This window comes from Bacillus sp. AF62 (assembly GCF_050312695.1).
Lineage (GTDB): Bacteria > Bacillota > Bacilli > Bacillales > Bacillaceae_G > Bacillus_A > Bacillus_A cereus.
In genome coordinates this window covers 1-17,789 of record NZ_JBNPJZ010000037.1, presented here as the reverse complement: position 1 = coordinate 17,789, position 17,789 = coordinate 1, and the positions used below count along the sequence as shown (strand labels likewise).

Below are 17,789 nucleotides of genomic sequence, written 5' to 3'. Positions count from 1 at the left end.
CAAATGTATATTTTCTAGACATAATAAAACCGCACCTCCAATTGTTAGTAAATGTCTAACAAATTGGGTGCGGTTCACTTCGTGGAAAAGGTAAGGGCGGTTCTCGGCTAAAACGTTAATGTAATTGTCTTATAACCGCACCTACTACCACCACAATAGCAAGTTAGGTTACAAAGGCAGAAGTTTCTCAGGCTTCTGTCTTTTTTATTTTATGCAAAATTCACACTAAATACTCTAGCATCATTGTAACACATTTTATTTATTTTTAGTCAAGAGAAAAAATCACCTAAAAGGCTCCCCTTCAGGTGGTTCTCTATTTTATGCTAACGCAGCTGCCTGCTCTTGTTGATCTAGACTTTTTCTAGTTCAGCTGTGCCGCTCTCATCATTTATAGCACCAATAAAGACGGATTATGGACCCGCTTCATAACAGTAGGATTAAACAAGGAACAACACCTATTACGAATATAAAAAATCCTCTCACTACATAGTACCTATGTTTTCAGCGATACTCTATTACCATCAAATTAAATTTGTATAATTTAAACTACAGAATAGCGAGCTAAATTTCAAATATCTTCTTTCGCATAACCCTAAATTTATTATCCAGTTGCATTATGCTTATAAATAAAAGATATCCTACCGACGCACCGAGCATATTTATAGCAATCCGCCACACATCAAAAACATCAGACAAAGTTAGTAAATGTAATATCTCCCAAACAAGAAAGGTCATAACATACCACTTACGAGCTTTCTTATAGTTAGTCACTTTATTAATCAGCACTGGAACGAAAAATCCGAATGGAACTACTAATATTATATGTTGTAAAACGCTTAACCAATAAGTTGAGTTTCCCCAAGGACCTGGATGTGCAATAAAATCTTTAACTTGCCAAAGTGTTATTCCAAAAAGTTGTAATAACGTTTCTAAATCAGATATATGTAAAAATTCCTGCCAAAATTCAATGGGATGATAGACAGTCCCACCACCTGTCAAACTGCGAACAGAGTCAAATGTAGAAGTCGAAATAAACGTTCCTAAAAAGACAATAAAACAAATGATTATATAAGGAATACATAAAATTTTTGATAATACCTTTAATGGCCTAGGAACTTCGTATACCGATTTATTAATCTCTACGCCAATAACTTTTGATTCTCCAAAACTTTGAATCGCTTTATAAATCGCTTCTTTTTCATTCATACCTTGCTCCATATATTCTTCTTTCAAGCTGTTCAAGTGATCATACATTTCTAGAAATAACTCATCCTGTTCAATATCACTAAGTTCTGAATAGGCTAAAATAGACTTAATATACTCATCAAATTCACTCATAAATAACTCCTTTCTGACAAGCTTGAATTAATGCTGTTACACTCTCCCAAGAGTTCACTTTCTTCTGCAATTCTTTTTTCCCTTTATCTGTAATAGTATAGAATTTCCTTTTCATCCCATTCTCAGATTCATTCCAATAAGATTCAAGAAACTCCTTTTTCTCTAATCGCTTTAAAGCAGGATACAAAGTTCCCTGTCCCATACTATACAAATCTTCACTTGCATCCTTTAAACTTTGAGCTATTTCGTAGCCGTATGTATCACGTTTTGCAATGATAGAAAGTAATAAAATATCTATACTTCCCTTCAAGATTTCTTTGTCCAACAATACCACCACCTTATATACATAGTATAACAACATATGTCGTTATACAACATAGTTAGAAAAATAACCCATAAAAAAACCACCTAAAGGCTCCCCTTCAGGTGGTTCTCTATTTTATGCTAACGCAGCTGCCTGTTCTTGTTGATCTACAGGAATTACAGCGTCTGTTAGTGCTTTTTCTAGTTCAGCTGTATATTTCATTTGTTCTTCTTTGCTCCAGCCTAGTTTCGCAGCCATGTAGTTGATTACTGCTTCTTTCCACTCGTATACCCAGTGGATGTTGAAGAATACAGCGCCTCTGCGGCGTACGAAGAAGTCAACTGGTTTTGCTGTCATTTCGTAATCCATTGCGTATACAAGTGGGATTAGAACTTCAAGCGGCATGTTGTATTCTTTCGCTTCTTCTTTATGTTTTTTCGCTAAGTCGAACAGTACATCAACGTTAGAGCCGTAGAATTTCGCGAACTCTTCTGCTTGTACTTTCGTTAAACCAGATTTTGTACCTTCGTCTGCTTTTTTCGCAACAAATGCTGGGAATCCATGTGAACCATCTACATGTCCACCAGAGATTGGCATATGTTTCGTATCGCTCTTCGGATATGCGCTATGACCTTCTTTTTGTAATAAGTTCGTTACGTAATCTACTACCATTTCAGCCATTTTACGGTATCCTGTTAATTTACCACCTGCGATTGTAATTAAACCAGATTCAGAAGTCCAAATTTCATCTTTACGAGAAATTTCAGATGCATTCTTACCTTCTTCATAAATTAACGGACGTACACCAGCCCAGCTTGATTCAATGTCTTTCTCTGTAATTTTCACGCTTGGGAACATGTAGTTAATCGCATTAATGATGTATGTGCGATCTTCTGTTGTCATTTGTGGTACAGCTGCGTCTTTATCATAGAACGTATCTGTTGTACCTACGTATGTTTTTCCTCCGCGAGGAATCGCGAACACCATACGTTTATCTGGTGTATCGAAGTAAATTGCTTGCCCGAGTGGGAAACGTTTTTGATCAATTACTAAGTGAACACCTTTTGATAACTGAAGTACTTTTCCTTTTTTCGAGTTATCTTTTTCACGAAGTGTATCTACCCAAGGACCAGCTGCGTTTACAATTTTCTTACCGTAAACTTCATATACTTCACCGTCTAGTAAATCGATTACACGTACACCGCATACTTTTCCATCTTTATATAAGAAACTGTCTACTTTTGCGTAGTTAACAGCTTTCGCACCATGCTCAATTGCTTCTTTCATTACTTCAATTGTAAGACGCGCATCGTCTGTACGATATTCTACGTAGTAACCGCCGCCTTTTAATCCTTCTTTTTTTACAAGAGGCTCTTTGTTTAGCGTTTCTTCACGGTTAAACATCTTTCTGCGCTCGCTTCGTTTTACACCTGCTAAGAAGTCGTATACACGAAGACCAATTGATGTACTAAATGATCCGAACGTACCGCCTGTATGGAACGGAAGTAACATCCACTCTGGTGTTGTTACATGGGGACCGTTCTCATATACGATCGCACGCTCTTTACCCACCTCTGCTACCATTTTCACTTCAAGTTGTTTTAAATAACGTAGACCACCGTGTACAAGCTTCGTTGAACGACTTGATGTACCTGCTGCAAAGTCCTGCATTTCAAACACAATTGTTGATAACCCGCGTGTTGCTCCATCTAATGCAATACCAGAACCAGTAATACCTCCACCAATTACGATCACATCTAACTCTTGTTTATTTACTCCGTTTAATACGTCTTTACGTTGTTTACTTGAAAATTTCATGGTAATTCCTCCCTTTGATAACGAAAAAAGAGACCACAAACTCCGCTATAGATTTCGCCTCTATAGCGCGTGGTGGTCTCTCCAAATCTCCTACCGAATTATTAACTTGTCACCATTATAACACTGTTTATGATTATTTGAAAGCTTTTGTTGCTTCAATTGCTTTTTTCCATCCAGCATATAGCTCTTCGCTTGTTTCCGCTTCCATCGTTGGTTCAAAGCGTTTGTCCATATGCCACTGTGATTTAATTTCATCTTGGTTTTTCCAATATCCAACCGCAAGACCAGCTAAGTATGCTGCACCTAAAGCTGTCGTTTCGTTGATCACTGGACGCTCTACAGGAACATCTAAAATATCACTTTGGAACTTCATTAAGAAGTTATTTTTAACCGCTCCGCCATCAACGCGTAATGTTTTCAGTTCAATACCTGAATCTGCTTCCATTGCGCATAATACATCTTTCGTTTGGTAAGCTAAAGATTCTAGCGTTGCACGAATGAAATGCTCTTTCGTCGTACCGCGTGTTACACCAAACATAGCGCCGCGTACTTCACTATCCCAATAAGGTGTTCCTAGTCCAACGAATGCTGGTACAACGTATACACCGTCAGTTGATTCAACGCGAGAGGCATATACTTCACTCTCACTTGCATCTTTAAACATGCGCATTCCGTCACGTAACCACTGAATCGCAGAACCTGCTACGAAAATACTTCCTTCTAATGCATAGTTCACTTTACCATCTATTCCCCATGCAATTGTTGTTAATAGACCGTGCTCAGAAGCTACTGCTTTTTCACCTGTGTTCATTAACATGAAGCAACCAGTTCCGTAAGTATTTTTCGCCATACCTTCACCGAAACAAGCTTGTCCAAATAATGCCGCTTGTTGGTCACCAGCTACACCTGCAATTGGTACATTTTGACCGAAGAAGTGATAGTCAATTGTTTCTCCATATATTTCAGATGATGGACGTACTTCTGGAAGCATGCTCTTTGGTACTGTTAACATATCTAGAAGCTCATCATCCCATTGTAAGTCGTGAATGTTAAACATTAACGTACGTGATGCATTTGAGTAATCCGTTACGTGCGCTTTACCACCAGATAGTTTCCATACAAGCCACGAATCAATTGTTCCGAATAATAGATCGCCGTTTTCTGCTTTCTCTCTTGCACCTTCAACGTTATCTAAAATCCATTTTACTTTCGTACCAGAGAAGTATGCGTCAATTAAAAGACCTGTTTTTTCGCGAACCATTTCGCCATAACCTTTTTCTTTTAACTCATCACAAATTTCAGCTGTTTGGCGAGATTGCCATACGATTGCGTTGTAAATTGGTTTACTAGTTGTTTTATCCCATACAACCGTTGTTTCACGTTGGTTCGTAATACCGATACCAGCCATTTGTTCTGGTTTTACATCTGCTTCGCTTAAGCAAGTTGCGATAACTGCTAAAATAGATCCCCAAATTTCTTGCGCATTATGCTCTACCCAGCCCGGCTTTGGAAAATGTTGTGTAAACTCTTTTTGAGCTGAATGAACAATTTCACCTTTTTTATTGAATAAAATTGCACGTGAGCTTGTTGTTCCTTGGTCTAATGAAAGAATATATTTTTTCATATCGGTTTCCCCCTTATGCTACTTTTCTACTATTTGTATTGCTTCCGCTTTTTTTACTTGTCATATAAGAGATTGCTAGTACAATCACAGTTGCGATAATCACATAAATAAGTGCTGAATTTTGTTTTCCTTCAAATACAACTTGATGGAATAAACCTGCAAGTGATCCACCTAAAATTGGACCTACTACTGGAATCCATGCATACTTCCAGTTTGAACCGCCTTTTCCTGCAATCGGAAGGAAGAAGTGTGCGATACGCGGACCTAAATCACGTGCTGGGTTAATTGCGTATCCTGTTGTCCCACCTAATGATAAACCAATACTTACAATTAAGAAACCTACGATAAATGGATTTAATCCATCTGCAAATTTATTTGCACCAATTGCTAATATACCAAATACTAAAACGAATGTTCCAATCATTTCACTTAAAAGGTTTGCAAATGTGTTCGGAATTGCTGGACCTGTTGCAAATACACCTAACTTTGTTCCTGGATCTTCTGTTTCTTTCCAGTGTGGTAAGTAATGTAAATATACGATAACTGCCCCGATAATTGCCCCAATCATTTGTGCTACGATATAACCTGGTACGTCACTCCATGGGAACGCTCCCTTAAATGCTAGTCCTATCGTTAAAGCTGGATTCAAATGTGCCCCACTAATTGATCCAACCGCATACGCTGCAACCGCTACTGCTAAGCCCCAGCCCATTGTAATAACAATCCAACCTGAATCTTTCGCAAACGATTTCTTTAAACTTACACCAGCACAAACGCCGCCACCAAGTACGATTAACAACGCAGTCCCTATTAACTCTCCTAAAAATGCTGACATAGTATCCCTCCACAATCAATTTAAACGCTTCCAAATGTGATAGAGGTAAAATGAATGGCCATTCGTTTTTGTCAAAAGAAAAAGACCCACAGCTTTGCACGCTTCTATATAAATTTATATAGAAACAATGAAATGTGGATCTCTTCTTTTCTCCGTCACGTTTATTAACTTGTCTATAATGTTAACCTCTTATGAAAGCGGTGTCAACAGAATTTTTTCACATTTTCGTCACTTTTTTTGGTAATGTTTCCATAGTTCGCGTTTTGACGTCGTAATCGCTGTCGCACCAGCGTTTAAAGCTCTTTCCACATCTTCTACAGTACGAATAAAACCACCTGCTAAAATCGGTACACCAGTACGCTCTTTCACTTCAGCGATAATATCCGTCATTGCTCCCGGAAGCACCTCAATATAATCCGGTTTTGTCTTATCTAAAAGATTGCAGCTCTTCTCCATCGCACTCGAATCGATTAAAAAGATGCGTTGTATTGCCACAACACCTTTTTGCTTCGCCTTCATAATAACGCTCGCCTTTGTCGAAAGTAACCCGTACGGTCTAAACTCCTGACATAAATATTCCGTCGCATGCCCATCACTCTGCAAACCATGAATTAAATCCACATGTAAAAACACCTTTTTACAATATTGCTTCGCAAGTGATATAACACTCTTCAATTGACCGACATGAATATCTAAAATAACGATATACTCATACGAACTATGTAATAGCTTTTCCAAATCTTTAATTTGCCTCACTGCCGGCAAAATCTTTTGTTCATGAAATTCCATTCTAAATGTCCCCTTCTTTATGTCATCCTATCCTTTATAGTACACAATTTAAGTGAAAAGAACAGCTAGTGTAGGGGATTTCTTTCAAATCTTTCCTCTATTTATATATTTTCTTCAACTTATCCGATCCCATACCACCTATAATCATGAATGCAAGGGGCAAAAGATTCATTACATATGGCGCATCTGCTACAATTGTAATACTTGCTCCTGCAAATTTATTTAGCATCCATACAACGATTTTTGTAATAAATAAAAATACGCCCATCATAAATAAACTATCAAAAAACACCTTCCATTTTGGATACGCCAATTGCTTACTATCTTCAATTACTTTCTGCGTCAATTCTTCATCACTCCTTAGCAGTTCATCAATTGTAATACCGAACAGATCACTTAAATGAATAATAATTTCAATGCTCGGATAGTTCTTCCCCGTCTCCCATTTCGAAACCGACTGCCTACTTACATGAAGTTTTTCAGCCAAATCATTTTGCGACCAATTTCTTTTTTCCCTTTCTTCTTTTAAACGCTCACTAAAAATCATACTTTGTTTATCACCTCTCTATGCCCATTATGTTCAAATAAATGATGAAGAGTAAAGCTAGTTATCGTTGCATTTCCTGCGCAACTTATGCGTTACAGCTTATAATGGCGCTATTTTATATGGATCTTCCCTATACTATGCTCCAATAATAATTTCCCGAACAATAATACAAAGAATGGATACTAATAAAGTGAAACTTTAATCAGCCCTCACTAATCGGGCTTTTACGGACAGCCCGCGCCCCACCTAACTTCTTTGATTCCGCTGAATTTTGAGGTGGGTCTTACTGCCCGGCAAATAGCGGGATAAAGACTAGATTAGGCATAAAAAATACGCCATCCCTTCTTATCAGTCTCCAGAAAGAATAACGCAAATTTTCATTTTTACTCATCATTTTTCGGACTATATGAAAACCCCGGATATTTCACAACAGGCCACTTCTCCTTACGCAGAGAATCCATTACTTGCGGGCCAACATGTATATTACTCTCCACTATTTCTTTAGGAGTCAGTGCCATCCATTGATTTAACGATACATCTTCAAAACGATTGCTTCTGAACATCTCTAAAAACCATAATGTTTCGGTACCTGTATTTTGAATATAATGCCCCGTCGCAAACGGTACATATCCGACATCGCCAGCTCTATAATCAAATGTACGAGCGGTACCATTTCCAAGAAACACAGTCATTCTCGCTTCCCCTGTCAAATAATATTGCCATTCATCATTATTCGGGTGCCAATGAAGTTCTCTCATTCCACCAGGCTCAACCTCAACGAGCGCTGCTGCGATTGTTTTGGAAATAGGGAAATTTGTGGAATCTACAATTCGAACTCTACCACCAGGCGTCTTAATCGGCTTTTGTTTTAACAATTCATGTTTAAATGTTAAAGGAACTTCTCCTTTCGGTGATTGAACTTCCTGACTTTCAAGGGAACCTGGCACCTCTCCTTGATAAATATAAACTTGATCTGAAGGGATAGAACGAAAAGCACTCTCAGGTACTCCAAAATTAGCCGACAACACCTCTTTTGGCGTATGCGCAAACCAATCAGAAATAGCTAAAGTAGATAAATCAGAAAAATGTCCATCATCGAAAACGAGTAGAAATTCACAATGTTCCAATCCTTGAATGGAATGCGGAATACCAGGCGGAAAATACCAAAGATCACCTGGTCCAACATCAGCAATAAAATTCCGTCCATTTTGATCAACAGCCGTTATGCGTGCCCGTCCTAAAAGCATATACGCCCATTCCGCTTCTTTATGCCAATGTAGTTCTCGTACTCCACCGGCCGTTAAACTCATATTTACTCCTGCAATCGTCGTCGAAACCGGTAGTTCTCGAACAGTAATCTCCCGAGACCACCCGCCTTGTTTCAAAATCATAGAAGTGTCCGAGAATGAAAACTTCAAGTTAGGAACTAACCCTGCATCCGTTATAGGCGGAACAAGCATATTCGGATTTTGAATATCCCGCATAACATTACGAGGTCCAGAATCAATCGCACCTGCTCCGTCGCTGCGGATTGGTTGTGGCACATTCCTTCCTGCTTCATTAACAGTACGTTTCTTCATGATTACACTCCTTTTTCATCCGGTTATTAGGTGAAAAGCCTCCATCATAGTGTATGAATTGGGCTTTAGATGGTTACAGTTACTATGGAGTTACATCAACTGCCTATCATTATCGTTTTGTTCATTTCTCAACTTATACTAGTATGGACAGCGTCTGGAAAGATAATGAAGAAATTAAATTAAAACTAATAAAAAACCCTGTAAAATTTATTACAGAGTTTTTCACCAATTATTTATTGTTTTACATATCGAATACGAACATTATCGTCCATATGATAAATTTGTAATGTGTTCCCATCATAGTTTTGCAATTTATACATGATACTATCATTTGTTAACTTTACTTCTTGACCGTCTTTAACTGCTTTTGTTACTTTTAAAGATAACTGGAATGATGGGACATCCACCGTATATGTTCCTGTTAAATAGTTATCTTTATTCGGATAAGAACCATTCGCATAAGACTCAAATGTTTTATCACCTTTTAGTACTAGCGTAGTTTTTACGCCACTGCCGTAATCAATACCCCAATTACCAATAATCTCAGTACCATCTTTAATGTTCTTCTGCATGTTGCTATAACTAATTCCTAACTCTTCACTTGTACCAACTGTATCTACAAATACCCCAGTTTTTGCTTGACTTTTATCTGTTTGAGCCTGACTGCCAGTAGTTGGGTTTGCCTGTGTAGAACTACTTGTTGTACTAGTAGATTTTTCCGTGGTTGTATCACCTTTTACTTCAGCCCTTAACTTATCAAATGTAGGTTTCCAAATACGTTTTGCTTCCTCTAATTTTATATTTGCTTTATTTAAGATTTCCTTATCAGTCTCTAAGCTAAAACCTTTATCGTTGAATAACTTCTCTATTTCACCGAATGTTTCTCTTAGTTTACCTGCAGCTCTTTCAATCTCTTTTTGGTCTTCTTTATGTTTTGGCGGTGCAGAAATCTTCTCTATCTTATCAAATACTTTATAGATGTCTTTAACACTATCTAATACCTCAGCTTTTGATTTACTTCCGTTTCTCAAATCCTTTACAGATGCATCATAGTAATCAAATCGTCTTAACATATCCTGTTCAATGTCTAATAAATATTGTGCATAATCTTCATCTAAAACTCGAACCTTTTGAACATCTTTACTTTCTTCTTTCGAATTAGTTGATTTTTCTTTTGTTCCAGAAGACTTAGCTTTACTTGTTTCTTCTGTCTTTGCTTCTTTACTTGCCGAATCTTTTACTGTAACACAACCACTTAATAATAATGTAACTGGAACTACAGCAGCCATTAGTTTCTTCACTTTCATACCTCATACTCCTTAAAGTAATTTACTCTTAGTTTGTTTTGCTACCGATACTCTTCGCTGCTTCTTCAAACAGTTTTGAACCTTCTTGTGCTTTACTTAATGATTGATGCATTTTACTCTCGTCTTCTTGGTCTAATGCATCAAAGAGAAGTTGGAAACAATCCGCATACAGTTCCATCGATTGCTTTATCTTCACTTGTTCTCCCTGTAATTCAGGAGGTGCTTGTAGATTCTTCAGTTTCGTTGTGGTTGCCTTTGCTCCACCTAAACTCAGTTGTACTTCACTTTTCTTTTGTTTGTATGATTTTACGTCTGAATCTGCTATTCCTTCAATTAATTTCATTGTATTTTCAATTTGAGTAGCACTATTTATGATATCTGCCTTGTACCTTTCAACATCTGAACCAGTTACCTTACCAGTTGAAGAAGTTGAATTATTTGAAGAAGAACTTGGTTGACTACTTGATGAGCTACTATTTGTACCTTCACCTTTCGCTACAGATAAGCTATCCTCTTTCTTGCTATCAGTTGACTTACTCTCTTTTTCAGAAGTCTTATTCTCTTTCTCTACCTTTTGCGTCTCTTCTTTCTTTGTTTCAGCTTTCTTACCATCAGTTTCAATTGTAATACAACCACTCAATAACATAACTGGTAACGCTAAACTTACTAATTTCTTTGCTTTCATGATTACTAATACCCCTTTATTTGTAAAATGTAGTGCAAACAAGTTAATATACTTAACTAATAAATTCCCCCGAATAATTCATTAAAATCTATCGTTCATATATTACCTGTATATTCATAATCTTTCCATATATATCATTTTACAAAGAATTACATATTTGGTCAAAGGGATTTATGTAGTCCTTAAAAGGAAATTTTAATAGCAAAGAAAAGAAGCTAACAATAAATTGTTAACTTCTCAGCTTAAGGAAAAAAAAAGTATCTTTCCTTATCTTCTAATATCTAGGTTGTGATTGAATATTTGTAAGATGAACATCATACATATCAATGATTTCAAGAAATCTATCAGCTTCACGGAAAACATGGTCTGCCAATAATGGATGAATGATGCTCTTTATTTTGCATTGCTCAATTAAATCACGTGCTGTTTTCTTAAAATCCCGAAGAGATGCAACCGACACGCGATTTTGATCTAAAAATTGATCTAAAAGAGGCGCTGTTTGGGATTGTGGTTTCATAGATTCTAAGTCAATTGCTTGATACATCAATTCATCAAAATCATTGCTAAAATTCCGTGCTGTATCTACAAGCTTTCTTTCCGATGGATCAAGAAGATGGCCAATAAATTTAGCATGGTCTGCCATAATCCGTAAAAAGAAAACATTTTCTTTAATAATAGCATCAGGAAGAGCATCTAATTTACCTTCATTTAATTGTATTAAACGTTTTCTAAAATAATCAGCTTCCCTACTTGTATGGTCAACTAAAAGTGGAAAATTATTTTGTCCTGGCAATTTACATGTGAGAATTAATCCTAAAATTTTTCGTTTAAATCCCCAAATATTAGTTGCGGCTTGTTGTACTTCTGCATTAAATCTTTTTATTTGCTCAGGATCTGTTTCATTTGTATAGGAATGCGCTATTTGTTCAATATGTTCAAACAATCGATAAAATTGATTCGCCTCTTCGATTAGTTGAGTATCCTCGCATCTAAATCCCAAGCGAAGAAAAAAAGAATGCTCTTTCATAATTCTAGACCAAAAACGAATTTCATTTAATGAACGCTCAACAAACATTACAGATGTAACACCTGTATCAGGATGTAATGAAGTTTCATCCCTATGCATTGTTAATCCCCCCCAGTAAAATCCCCGCTAGTTCCATTCTTATGAGTAAAAATATATATAAATACCATCAATAAAAGTTTATGATGACTCTCTTATACATGTAAAATTAAACTAATATAACCTTAGCTTGATGAACATATACTGCTCCCCCAGAAGAAAAAAAGCTACCACCTAGTTGTAAAATTCTACTAGGTGGTAGCCTTTCAAAATTTTTATTAAAGCAATACCGAATCTTTATCACTATCCTGATTACGTTTCTCACGCTCTTCTTCTAAGCGCTTCATATATACTTCGCCTTCTTTTTCAATAAACTCATTATCCATATCTTGCTCTTTTTTCGAAGTATATAAAACCATGTAGCCACTTAGTACAATCCCGACAATTACAAGATAAACCCACCATGGTAAAGTTTCCAAATCACTTCATTCCTTTCCTTAGACAAGCCTTATTAGTTTCACTTTATGAGGAAAGAAGTGGATTTATGCTTAAAATTTTTATTGTGGATGCTTCGCGAAAAATGCTTGTACATATTCCATAAACTCAATTGGTTCCTGACGAAACGGTGCGTGGTATCCTTTTTCAATAATATGAAACGTACTATTTGCAAATAGCCCATGATACAGTTCACCATTTTTCCAAGAAACACTTTTATCATGTCGTCCCCATATAATTAAAGTCGGTACCTTAATTTTATCAGCTTCCATCGCAATGCGGCGCTCTCTCATTTTCGTAAGCTGATCATAATGCTCTTTATCATCACGACTATTTTTTACTTCATTTTTATTATACTTCGTAATCTCAGTTACAGTTTGTAAGTCCGTCGATAGCGGTGGTACTTCATAACTTTCTTTTTGTTGGAAAGACTCTATCCCTGTAGCATCCGCCAAGATGAGATGCGTCACTGCATCCGGATATAAATACGCTAAATTAAGGGACATCTCTCCGCCCATTGAATGGCCGAGCACCGCAAACTGATCGTATCCGAGCTTCTTCATTAACTTATAATATAAATTCACTTGCGCAGGAAACGAATACTGAAAATCAACCGGCTTAGAAGAACGCCCAAACCCTAAAATATCAACCGCAATAATCGTATGGTCTCGCGCTAGTTCCGGATAAATATCACTAAACCCATCAGAAGAACCACCAAACCCATGCAGCATAAGTAAAGGAGGTTTCCCCTCACCAATTTGTTTAAAATAAATCGTCTGCCCATCAATTTGCGCCATACTCTCTTTCGTATTCAGCTTCATCATAACAGTATCTTTCACTTCTCCAACCTTCGCAATCGGCTTATCGACGAAATTACAAACAATTAACAAAACGAGCACAATACCGCTAATCATATAAAACTTAAACCGTTTCAAAGTTCCCGTCTCCTTTCTCTTGTTGCTATTTAAAAGCTTTTACATTTTTTGGTTATTTTATGTTCTCTTTTTAATTGTAACTGAAATGGTTACAATTATACTAAAAAAATATAACTCATTTCTATTACTAATGGTTATTCTGTAACTATTATAGTTACGTATTTAAAGTAAGTCAATTCTTTTCTCTACATGGCCTGAAAATAGAAAAAGGGACTTCATGTTGAAGTCCCGTTCTTTTTTATTATACTTGGCTTACTCCGCCGTCGCCTCTATTATCTGCTGGTGCTCCGCCTGTGTCGCCAATGTTAACGTAGTCTGGTCTTGCTGGTGCTCCTCCTGTGTCTCCTATATTTACAGCTTGATTTGTAAAAGAACTATTGAACCCAATTGATAATACCCCTACTAATGCAGTCCCAACAATAGCCAAACGAAATTTCTTCATTATTTTAACGCTCCCTTTTCCAATATATTTTTTTGAGCCTTATTATTCATATAAAAATATTTACTTGCCTTAACATGATCATCAAATTCATAAAATTTCAGTGCTAAAATTTCAGTGTATTCTTGAATACAATCCCATAATCTTTCTCTCTCAAAATAAGAAAGTCCTTCTAAAATTACATCTTCAATAATTGATACTGAAGATTTTCCATTGAGTTCTTTCAAAATTTTAAACCGATGTTGAAATTCTTTTTCTCCTAAATCAACACAAATATTTAAACCTTTTTCAACAATTGGATTCGCTAAATTATATTGTCCTAATTTGTAATGTTCATGTGCTTCTACAAACAAGGCTTTAAAGTGTTCTGGGTAATTTTTGGTCACCTCAGATATATGACGAATCGCTAATTCTGAAAGATTTTGACTAGCATAAAGCCAAGCTAAATTATGCCGAACCATTAGCATATATTTTTTTTGATCTGCTTTTTGCAATACTTCCATAGCAGAATTAAAGTTTTCTTCCGCTAATTCATAGTGATCTATGTCTACACAACATAGTCCAAAAGCATTTTCACATAATCCTACTTTTATTTCATAGCCTGGATATTGTAAAAATGCTGCTTTTGCCCTATTCAAGTAATCTATTGCATGAACTTGGTCATATTTTTGATAATAGAAATTCCCCATCCGATAATTAAACTCCGCATGTTCTATCGGATCGGCAATATATTTCAATAACTTCTCAGCTTGCTCATACTGTTCTTTCGCTTCATTATAATTTGAAATTAATGTGCAATGAAACCCTTTAAAAAAGTGATAGTAATAAGCTAGAACACCTTCTGCTGGGATTTCAAAAGATTCCACTTTATCAAAACTATCTTCTCTAACCCCAATCCAATCAACTAATGCATCATATCTAAAATTCAACAACGCATGATAAAGCAATACATCCTGATCTACGTCCAACCCACTAATCTTACTTTCAATCTCCTCTTTCATTTCCGTAGCTTTCTCTATATTTTGCTGTAACATTACACGATACCAATCATCTAAAGAATGTTTCATTTGCTCCCGCGTTACTACATCTGCTCCCATACACTCGCATCTCCTTTTCTCAAACTTACAAAATTAGTATTTTTATACAATTATCAAAATTGTATATTACCACTCCTTTTCTATGCATTGAAAAATAATTATCAGAAAATTTAATATTTTGATTAATTATACCAAAGTTTTCCTTTTTAATAACTTGAGAAACAATTGTCAGAAAACTCACTAGGATAAATAAAAAAGCAAGCAGTTCCAGCACTCCGCTAAAACTACTTGCTCTCCTACTTACTATCTCTATTTTTACTCTTTAATAAATTCCTTCGTACTTCTCACTGTATCAATTGGACGAACTAATTTTTCAATTTCTTCACGTTTTGGCTCTAGGAATGGAGGTAAAGATAATTTTTCACCAAGTGTTTCGTATGGCTCATCTCCCATAAATCCTGGGCCGTCTGTTGCAAATTCAAATAAGATTTGTGGTGCAACTCTTGCGTATAATGACTCGAAGAAGTGACGATCTACATAACCCGATGAAGGAAGCCCTACGCTACTGATTCTCTCAATCCATTCTTCTAATACAGCGCGATCTTCTACGCGGAATGCCGCATGGTGCACTGTACCAAAACCTTGTTGTGCTTCAGGAAGAACTGTATTATGTTCTACGATGACAGATGCACCGTTTCCACCTTTATTCACTTCAAATAAATAGAATTCTCCTTCTTGCGCAACCTCTTTAAATAATAAAACTTTTTCTAACACTTCTTTGAAGAAACTAAAGTTTGCAATACGGATGAATACAGGCCCTAAACCAGTAATTGCATATTCTAATGGAACTGGTCCGTTTTGCCATGGTATACCTGATTCGATTCCTTTATCAAGTTCATCTGAGATTAATTGATAGCGTTGGTCATCAAAGTCAACGAAAGAAAGAGTTTTCTTACCAAATTGCTCTTTAATTCCTGTATGTTCTACTTCAAGACGGTCAAAACGTTTCACCCAATACTCTAATGCTGCATCAGTCGGAACACGGAATGAAGTTTTTGAAATTTCATTTGTACCGTGTACTCCTTTCGGAACACCTGGGAAATCAAAGAATGTCATATCTGTTCCTGCACTACCTTTATCATCTGCAAAGAATAAATGATACGTTTGAATATCATCTTGGTTTACTGTTTTCTTAACTAAACGCATTCCTAAAACGTGAGTGAAAAACTCATAGTTCTTTTCTGCACTACTTGTAATCGCTGTAACGTGGTGAATTCCTTTTAATTGGTTCATTTTATATTCCTCCAATGGGTTTCATTTATATGTTAAATTTGTATATTTTCTTCTATTACTTCTCTTCAATCGGTGCTAAATTCGCTTCAATCTCTGCACGCTGATCTTCTAAGAACGGTGGTAAATCAAGTTTTTCTCCTAAATGTTCCACATCTCCATCAACTGTAAACCCTGGTCCATCTGTCGCAATTTCAAAAAGGATTCCGTTTGATTCACGGAAATATAAGCTTTTAAAGTAGAAACGGTCGATGATTCCTGAAGACTGGAAGCCTCTTTGTTTCACCTGTTCTTCCCAATAAGCAAGCTCTGCATCGTTTTTCACGCGAATTGCTAAATGGTGAATGCTACCGCGGCCCGGCTTTTCAGTAGGACCATCTAAATATTTCACAACGATTTCTCCAAAAGCCTCTCCTTTAATGGATTGAAAAATTGCTTCCTCTTCGCTGCGGCTAACCTCTGTATAACCAAACATCTCTGTAAGTGTACTCGCCATTTTATCAAGTCTACGAACTGTCATTTCCACAGAACCCATTCCTTGAATTTGATGCTCTGCAGGAACTTCTGATTTCTCCCAAGTTTCCCAGTGCTCTACTTTTTCTCCGTTTGAAACGAGTAATACTAAGCGAAGACCTTCAGCATCCTCAAATTGCAAAGCAGGACGATTTGCATATGTTGTCATTTCACTATGTTTCACATCAAATTTTTCAAAGCGTTCTTTCCAGTAATGCAAGCTATCCTCTGAAGGAACGAGTAATCCAATTCGAGTAATCGCATTCGTACCGCGATATGTTCTTCCTACTAATGGAATTTCAAAAAATGATAATTCCGTACCTGGACTTCCTGTTTTATCTCCATAAAATAAGTGGTACATTGACGGATCATCTTGGTTTACTGTCATTTTCACACGACGCAAGCCAAGCACGTTTTTATAAAAGTGATTATTTTCATTTGCATTTTTCGTAACCATTGAAATGTGATGATGCCCTTTAATTTCATACATTGGTTATTCCTCCGTTTCGTTTTACTAGTCAAGTGATAACTAAAAAAATAACATTTCCCACAACTAATATGGTTTTTAGCTTTTCAATTTATTCTTAATTATGTTTTTGTAAATTCATCTTAGTTTTTACTGTATAAGTTACTTTGTTTTTTAATCGAAAACAACTGAGTGTATGTTTTTCATATGACTCAATCGCTTTCGTTACTATCACTTTACACCTCAAGTGATTGAAAAGCAAGTGAAAAATCTCGAATTCAAGATTTTTTTGTTAAATAACATTTAGGGTGTAAAATCATTAATTTCTGGATAGCGTCACATCACTATCAAGCTAAAGACTCAAAGCTCTCCATGCCCATCAAGCTACCAAGAATACACTACCCCAAAACGATAAAAATGAACTTCGTTGCTATAAAAGACAACTTTTTTGCTCCGAGGGAATTATAGAATTTTATATCTTTACAATTATTTATGGGGAGTTAATTCGTTTTTTTCAAGAATAAGTAATTTCTTAAATAGAAGTTCACGTACCTCTTCCTTATGATAATTAATTTTTGTTGATTGATAAGAAATTTAATGAATGATTATTCGAATATGCTTTCGTAAATGTTAAATGTAGTTTTTGGATAATGTTTGGTCAAGTTGATACTAATACCCTCGATAAACGAAAGAAAATTAAGAGTGTTCCGAGAAAAAGTAATTA

17 protein-coding genes are annotated in these 17,789 nt (G+C 36.2%); all 17 read right to left on the bottom strand.

Annotated features, from left to right (window positions below; all coding sequences use genetic code 11):
- Window positions 1-561 precede the first annotated feature (561 nt).
- The 17 genes from ACQRBL_RS04930 to ACQRBL_RS04850 all read right to left on the bottom strand — a co-directional run bounded on the left by ACQRBL_RS04930 (window position 562) and on the right by ACQRBL_RS04850 (window position 17,089).
- A complete protein-coding gene (locus ACQRBL_RS04930; RefSeq protein ID WP_098256878.1) occupies window positions 562-1,338 on the bottom strand; it encodes a VanZ family protein in 777 nt (258 codons plus the stop codon).
- Window positions 1,331-1,663 carry a PadR family transcriptional regulator gene (locus ACQRBL_RS04925; RefSeq protein WP_000356630.1) on the bottom strand — a complete coding sequence of 111 codons (333 nt, stop codon included), beginning with the start codon at window positions 1,661-1,663 and terminating at the stop codon, window positions 1,331-1,333. The genes ACQRBL_RS04930 and ACQRBL_RS04925 overlap by 8 nt, the downstream gene beginning before the upstream one ends.
- Window positions 1,664-1,777: 114 nt before the next feature.
- Window positions 1,778-3,460, bottom strand: a complete 1,683-nt coding sequence (glpD, locus tag ACQRBL_RS04920; protein WP_000672829.1) for an aerobic glycerol-3-phosphate dehydrogenase — start codon at window positions 3,458-3,460, stop codon at window positions 1,778-1,780.
- A 133-nt stretch (window positions 3,461-3,593) separates the two neighbouring features.
- Window positions 3,594-5,084 (bottom strand): glycerol kinase GlpK, encoded by a 1,491-nt coding sequence (gene glpK, locus ACQRBL_RS04915; RefSeq protein ID WP_411996460.1) that lies wholly within the window; start codon window positions 5,082-5,084, stop codon window positions 3,594-3,596.
- 13 nt (window positions 5,085-5,097) lie between these two features.
- Window positions 5,098-5,919 carry a glycerol uptake facilitator protein GlpF gene (glpF, locus tag ACQRBL_RS04910; RefSeq protein WP_001272200.1) on the bottom strand — a complete coding sequence of 274 codons (822 nt, stop codon included), beginning with the start codon at window positions 5,917-5,919 and terminating at the stop codon, window positions 5,098-5,100.
- Window positions 5,920-6,147: 228 nt separating this feature from the next.
- Window positions 6,148-6,708, bottom strand: a complete 561-nt coding sequence (gene glpP, locus ACQRBL_RS04905; protein ID WP_000394286.1) for a glycerol uptake operon antiterminator GlpP — start codon at window positions 6,706-6,708, stop codon at window positions 6,148-6,150.
- A gap of 97 nt (window positions 6,709-6,805) precedes the next feature.
- Entirely contained in the window at window positions 6,806-7,255 is a 450-nt protein-coding gene (locus ACQRBL_RS04900) for a helix-turn-helix domain-containing protein (protein WP_023521349.1), read from the bottom strand.
- 383 nt (window positions 7,256-7,638) lie between these two features.
- Complete coding sequence (locus ACQRBL_RS04895) at window positions 7,639-8,835, bottom strand: oxalate decarboxylase family bicupin (protein WP_411996459.1); 1,197 nt, start codon at window positions 8,833-8,835, stop codon at window positions 7,639-7,641.
- 233 nt (window positions 8,836-9,068) lie between these two features.
- Window positions 9,069-10,142 carry a DUF3994 domain-containing protein gene (locus tag ACQRBL_RS04890; RefSeq protein WP_000865195.1) on the bottom strand — a complete coding sequence of 358 codons (1,074 nt, stop codon included), beginning with the start codon at window positions 10,140-10,142 and terminating at the stop codon, window positions 9,069-9,071.
- 28 nt (window positions 10,143-10,170) lie between these two features.
- Window positions 10,171-10,827, bottom strand: coding sequence for a DUF7018 domain-containing (lipo)protein (locus ACQRBL_RS04885; RefSeq protein ID WP_000644844.1), 657 nt, complete (start codon window positions 10,825-10,827; stop codon window positions 10,171-10,173).
- Between the two features lie 274 nt (window positions 10,828-11,101).
- Complete coding sequence (locus tag ACQRBL_RS04880) at window positions 11,102-11,953, bottom strand: DUF2935 domain-containing protein (protein ID WP_000554479.1); 852 nt, start codon at window positions 11,951-11,953, stop codon at window positions 11,102-11,104.
- Window positions 11,954-12,168: 215 nt separating this feature from the next.
- The gene (locus ACQRBL_RS04875; protein ID WP_000449223.1) at window positions 12,169-12,369 is read right to left on the bottom strand and encodes a sporulation YhaL family protein; all 201 of its coding nucleotides are present in this window, start codon (window positions 12,367-12,369) and stop codon (window positions 12,169-12,171) included.
- Window positions 12,370-12,447: 78 nt separating this feature from the next.
- Entirely contained in the window at window positions 12,448-13,320 is an 873-nt protein-coding gene (locus ACQRBL_RS04870; protein WP_070179910.1) for an alpha/beta fold hydrolase, read from the bottom strand.
- A gap of 241 nt (window positions 13,321-13,561) precedes the next feature.
- Window positions 13,562-13,762, bottom strand: coding sequence for a Phr family secreted Rap phosphatase inhibitor (locus ACQRBL_RS04865; RefSeq protein WP_411996458.1), 201 nt, complete (start codon window positions 13,760-13,762; stop codon window positions 13,562-13,564).
- Window positions 13,762-14,856: a RapH N-terminal domain-containing protein gene (locus ACQRBL_RS04860; RefSeq protein ID WP_000500588.1), complete on the bottom strand. Its 1,095-nt coding sequence runs from the start codon at window positions 14,854-14,856 to the stop codon at window positions 13,762-13,764. The genes ACQRBL_RS04865 and ACQRBL_RS04860 overlap by 1 nt, the downstream gene beginning before the upstream one ends.
- A gap of 255 nt (window positions 14,857-15,111) precedes the next feature.
- Window positions 15,112-16,089 (bottom strand): ring-cleaving dioxygenase, encoded by a 978-nt coding sequence (locus ACQRBL_RS04855; protein WP_109737655.1) that lies wholly within the window; start codon window positions 16,087-16,089, stop codon window positions 15,112-15,114.
- 55 nt (window positions 16,090-16,144) lie between these two features.
- Entirely contained in the window at window positions 16,145-17,089 is a 945-nt protein-coding gene (locus ACQRBL_RS04850; RefSeq protein ID WP_023521346.1) for a ring-cleaving dioxygenase, read from the bottom strand.
- Window positions 17,090-17,789: the final 700 nt, after the last annotated feature.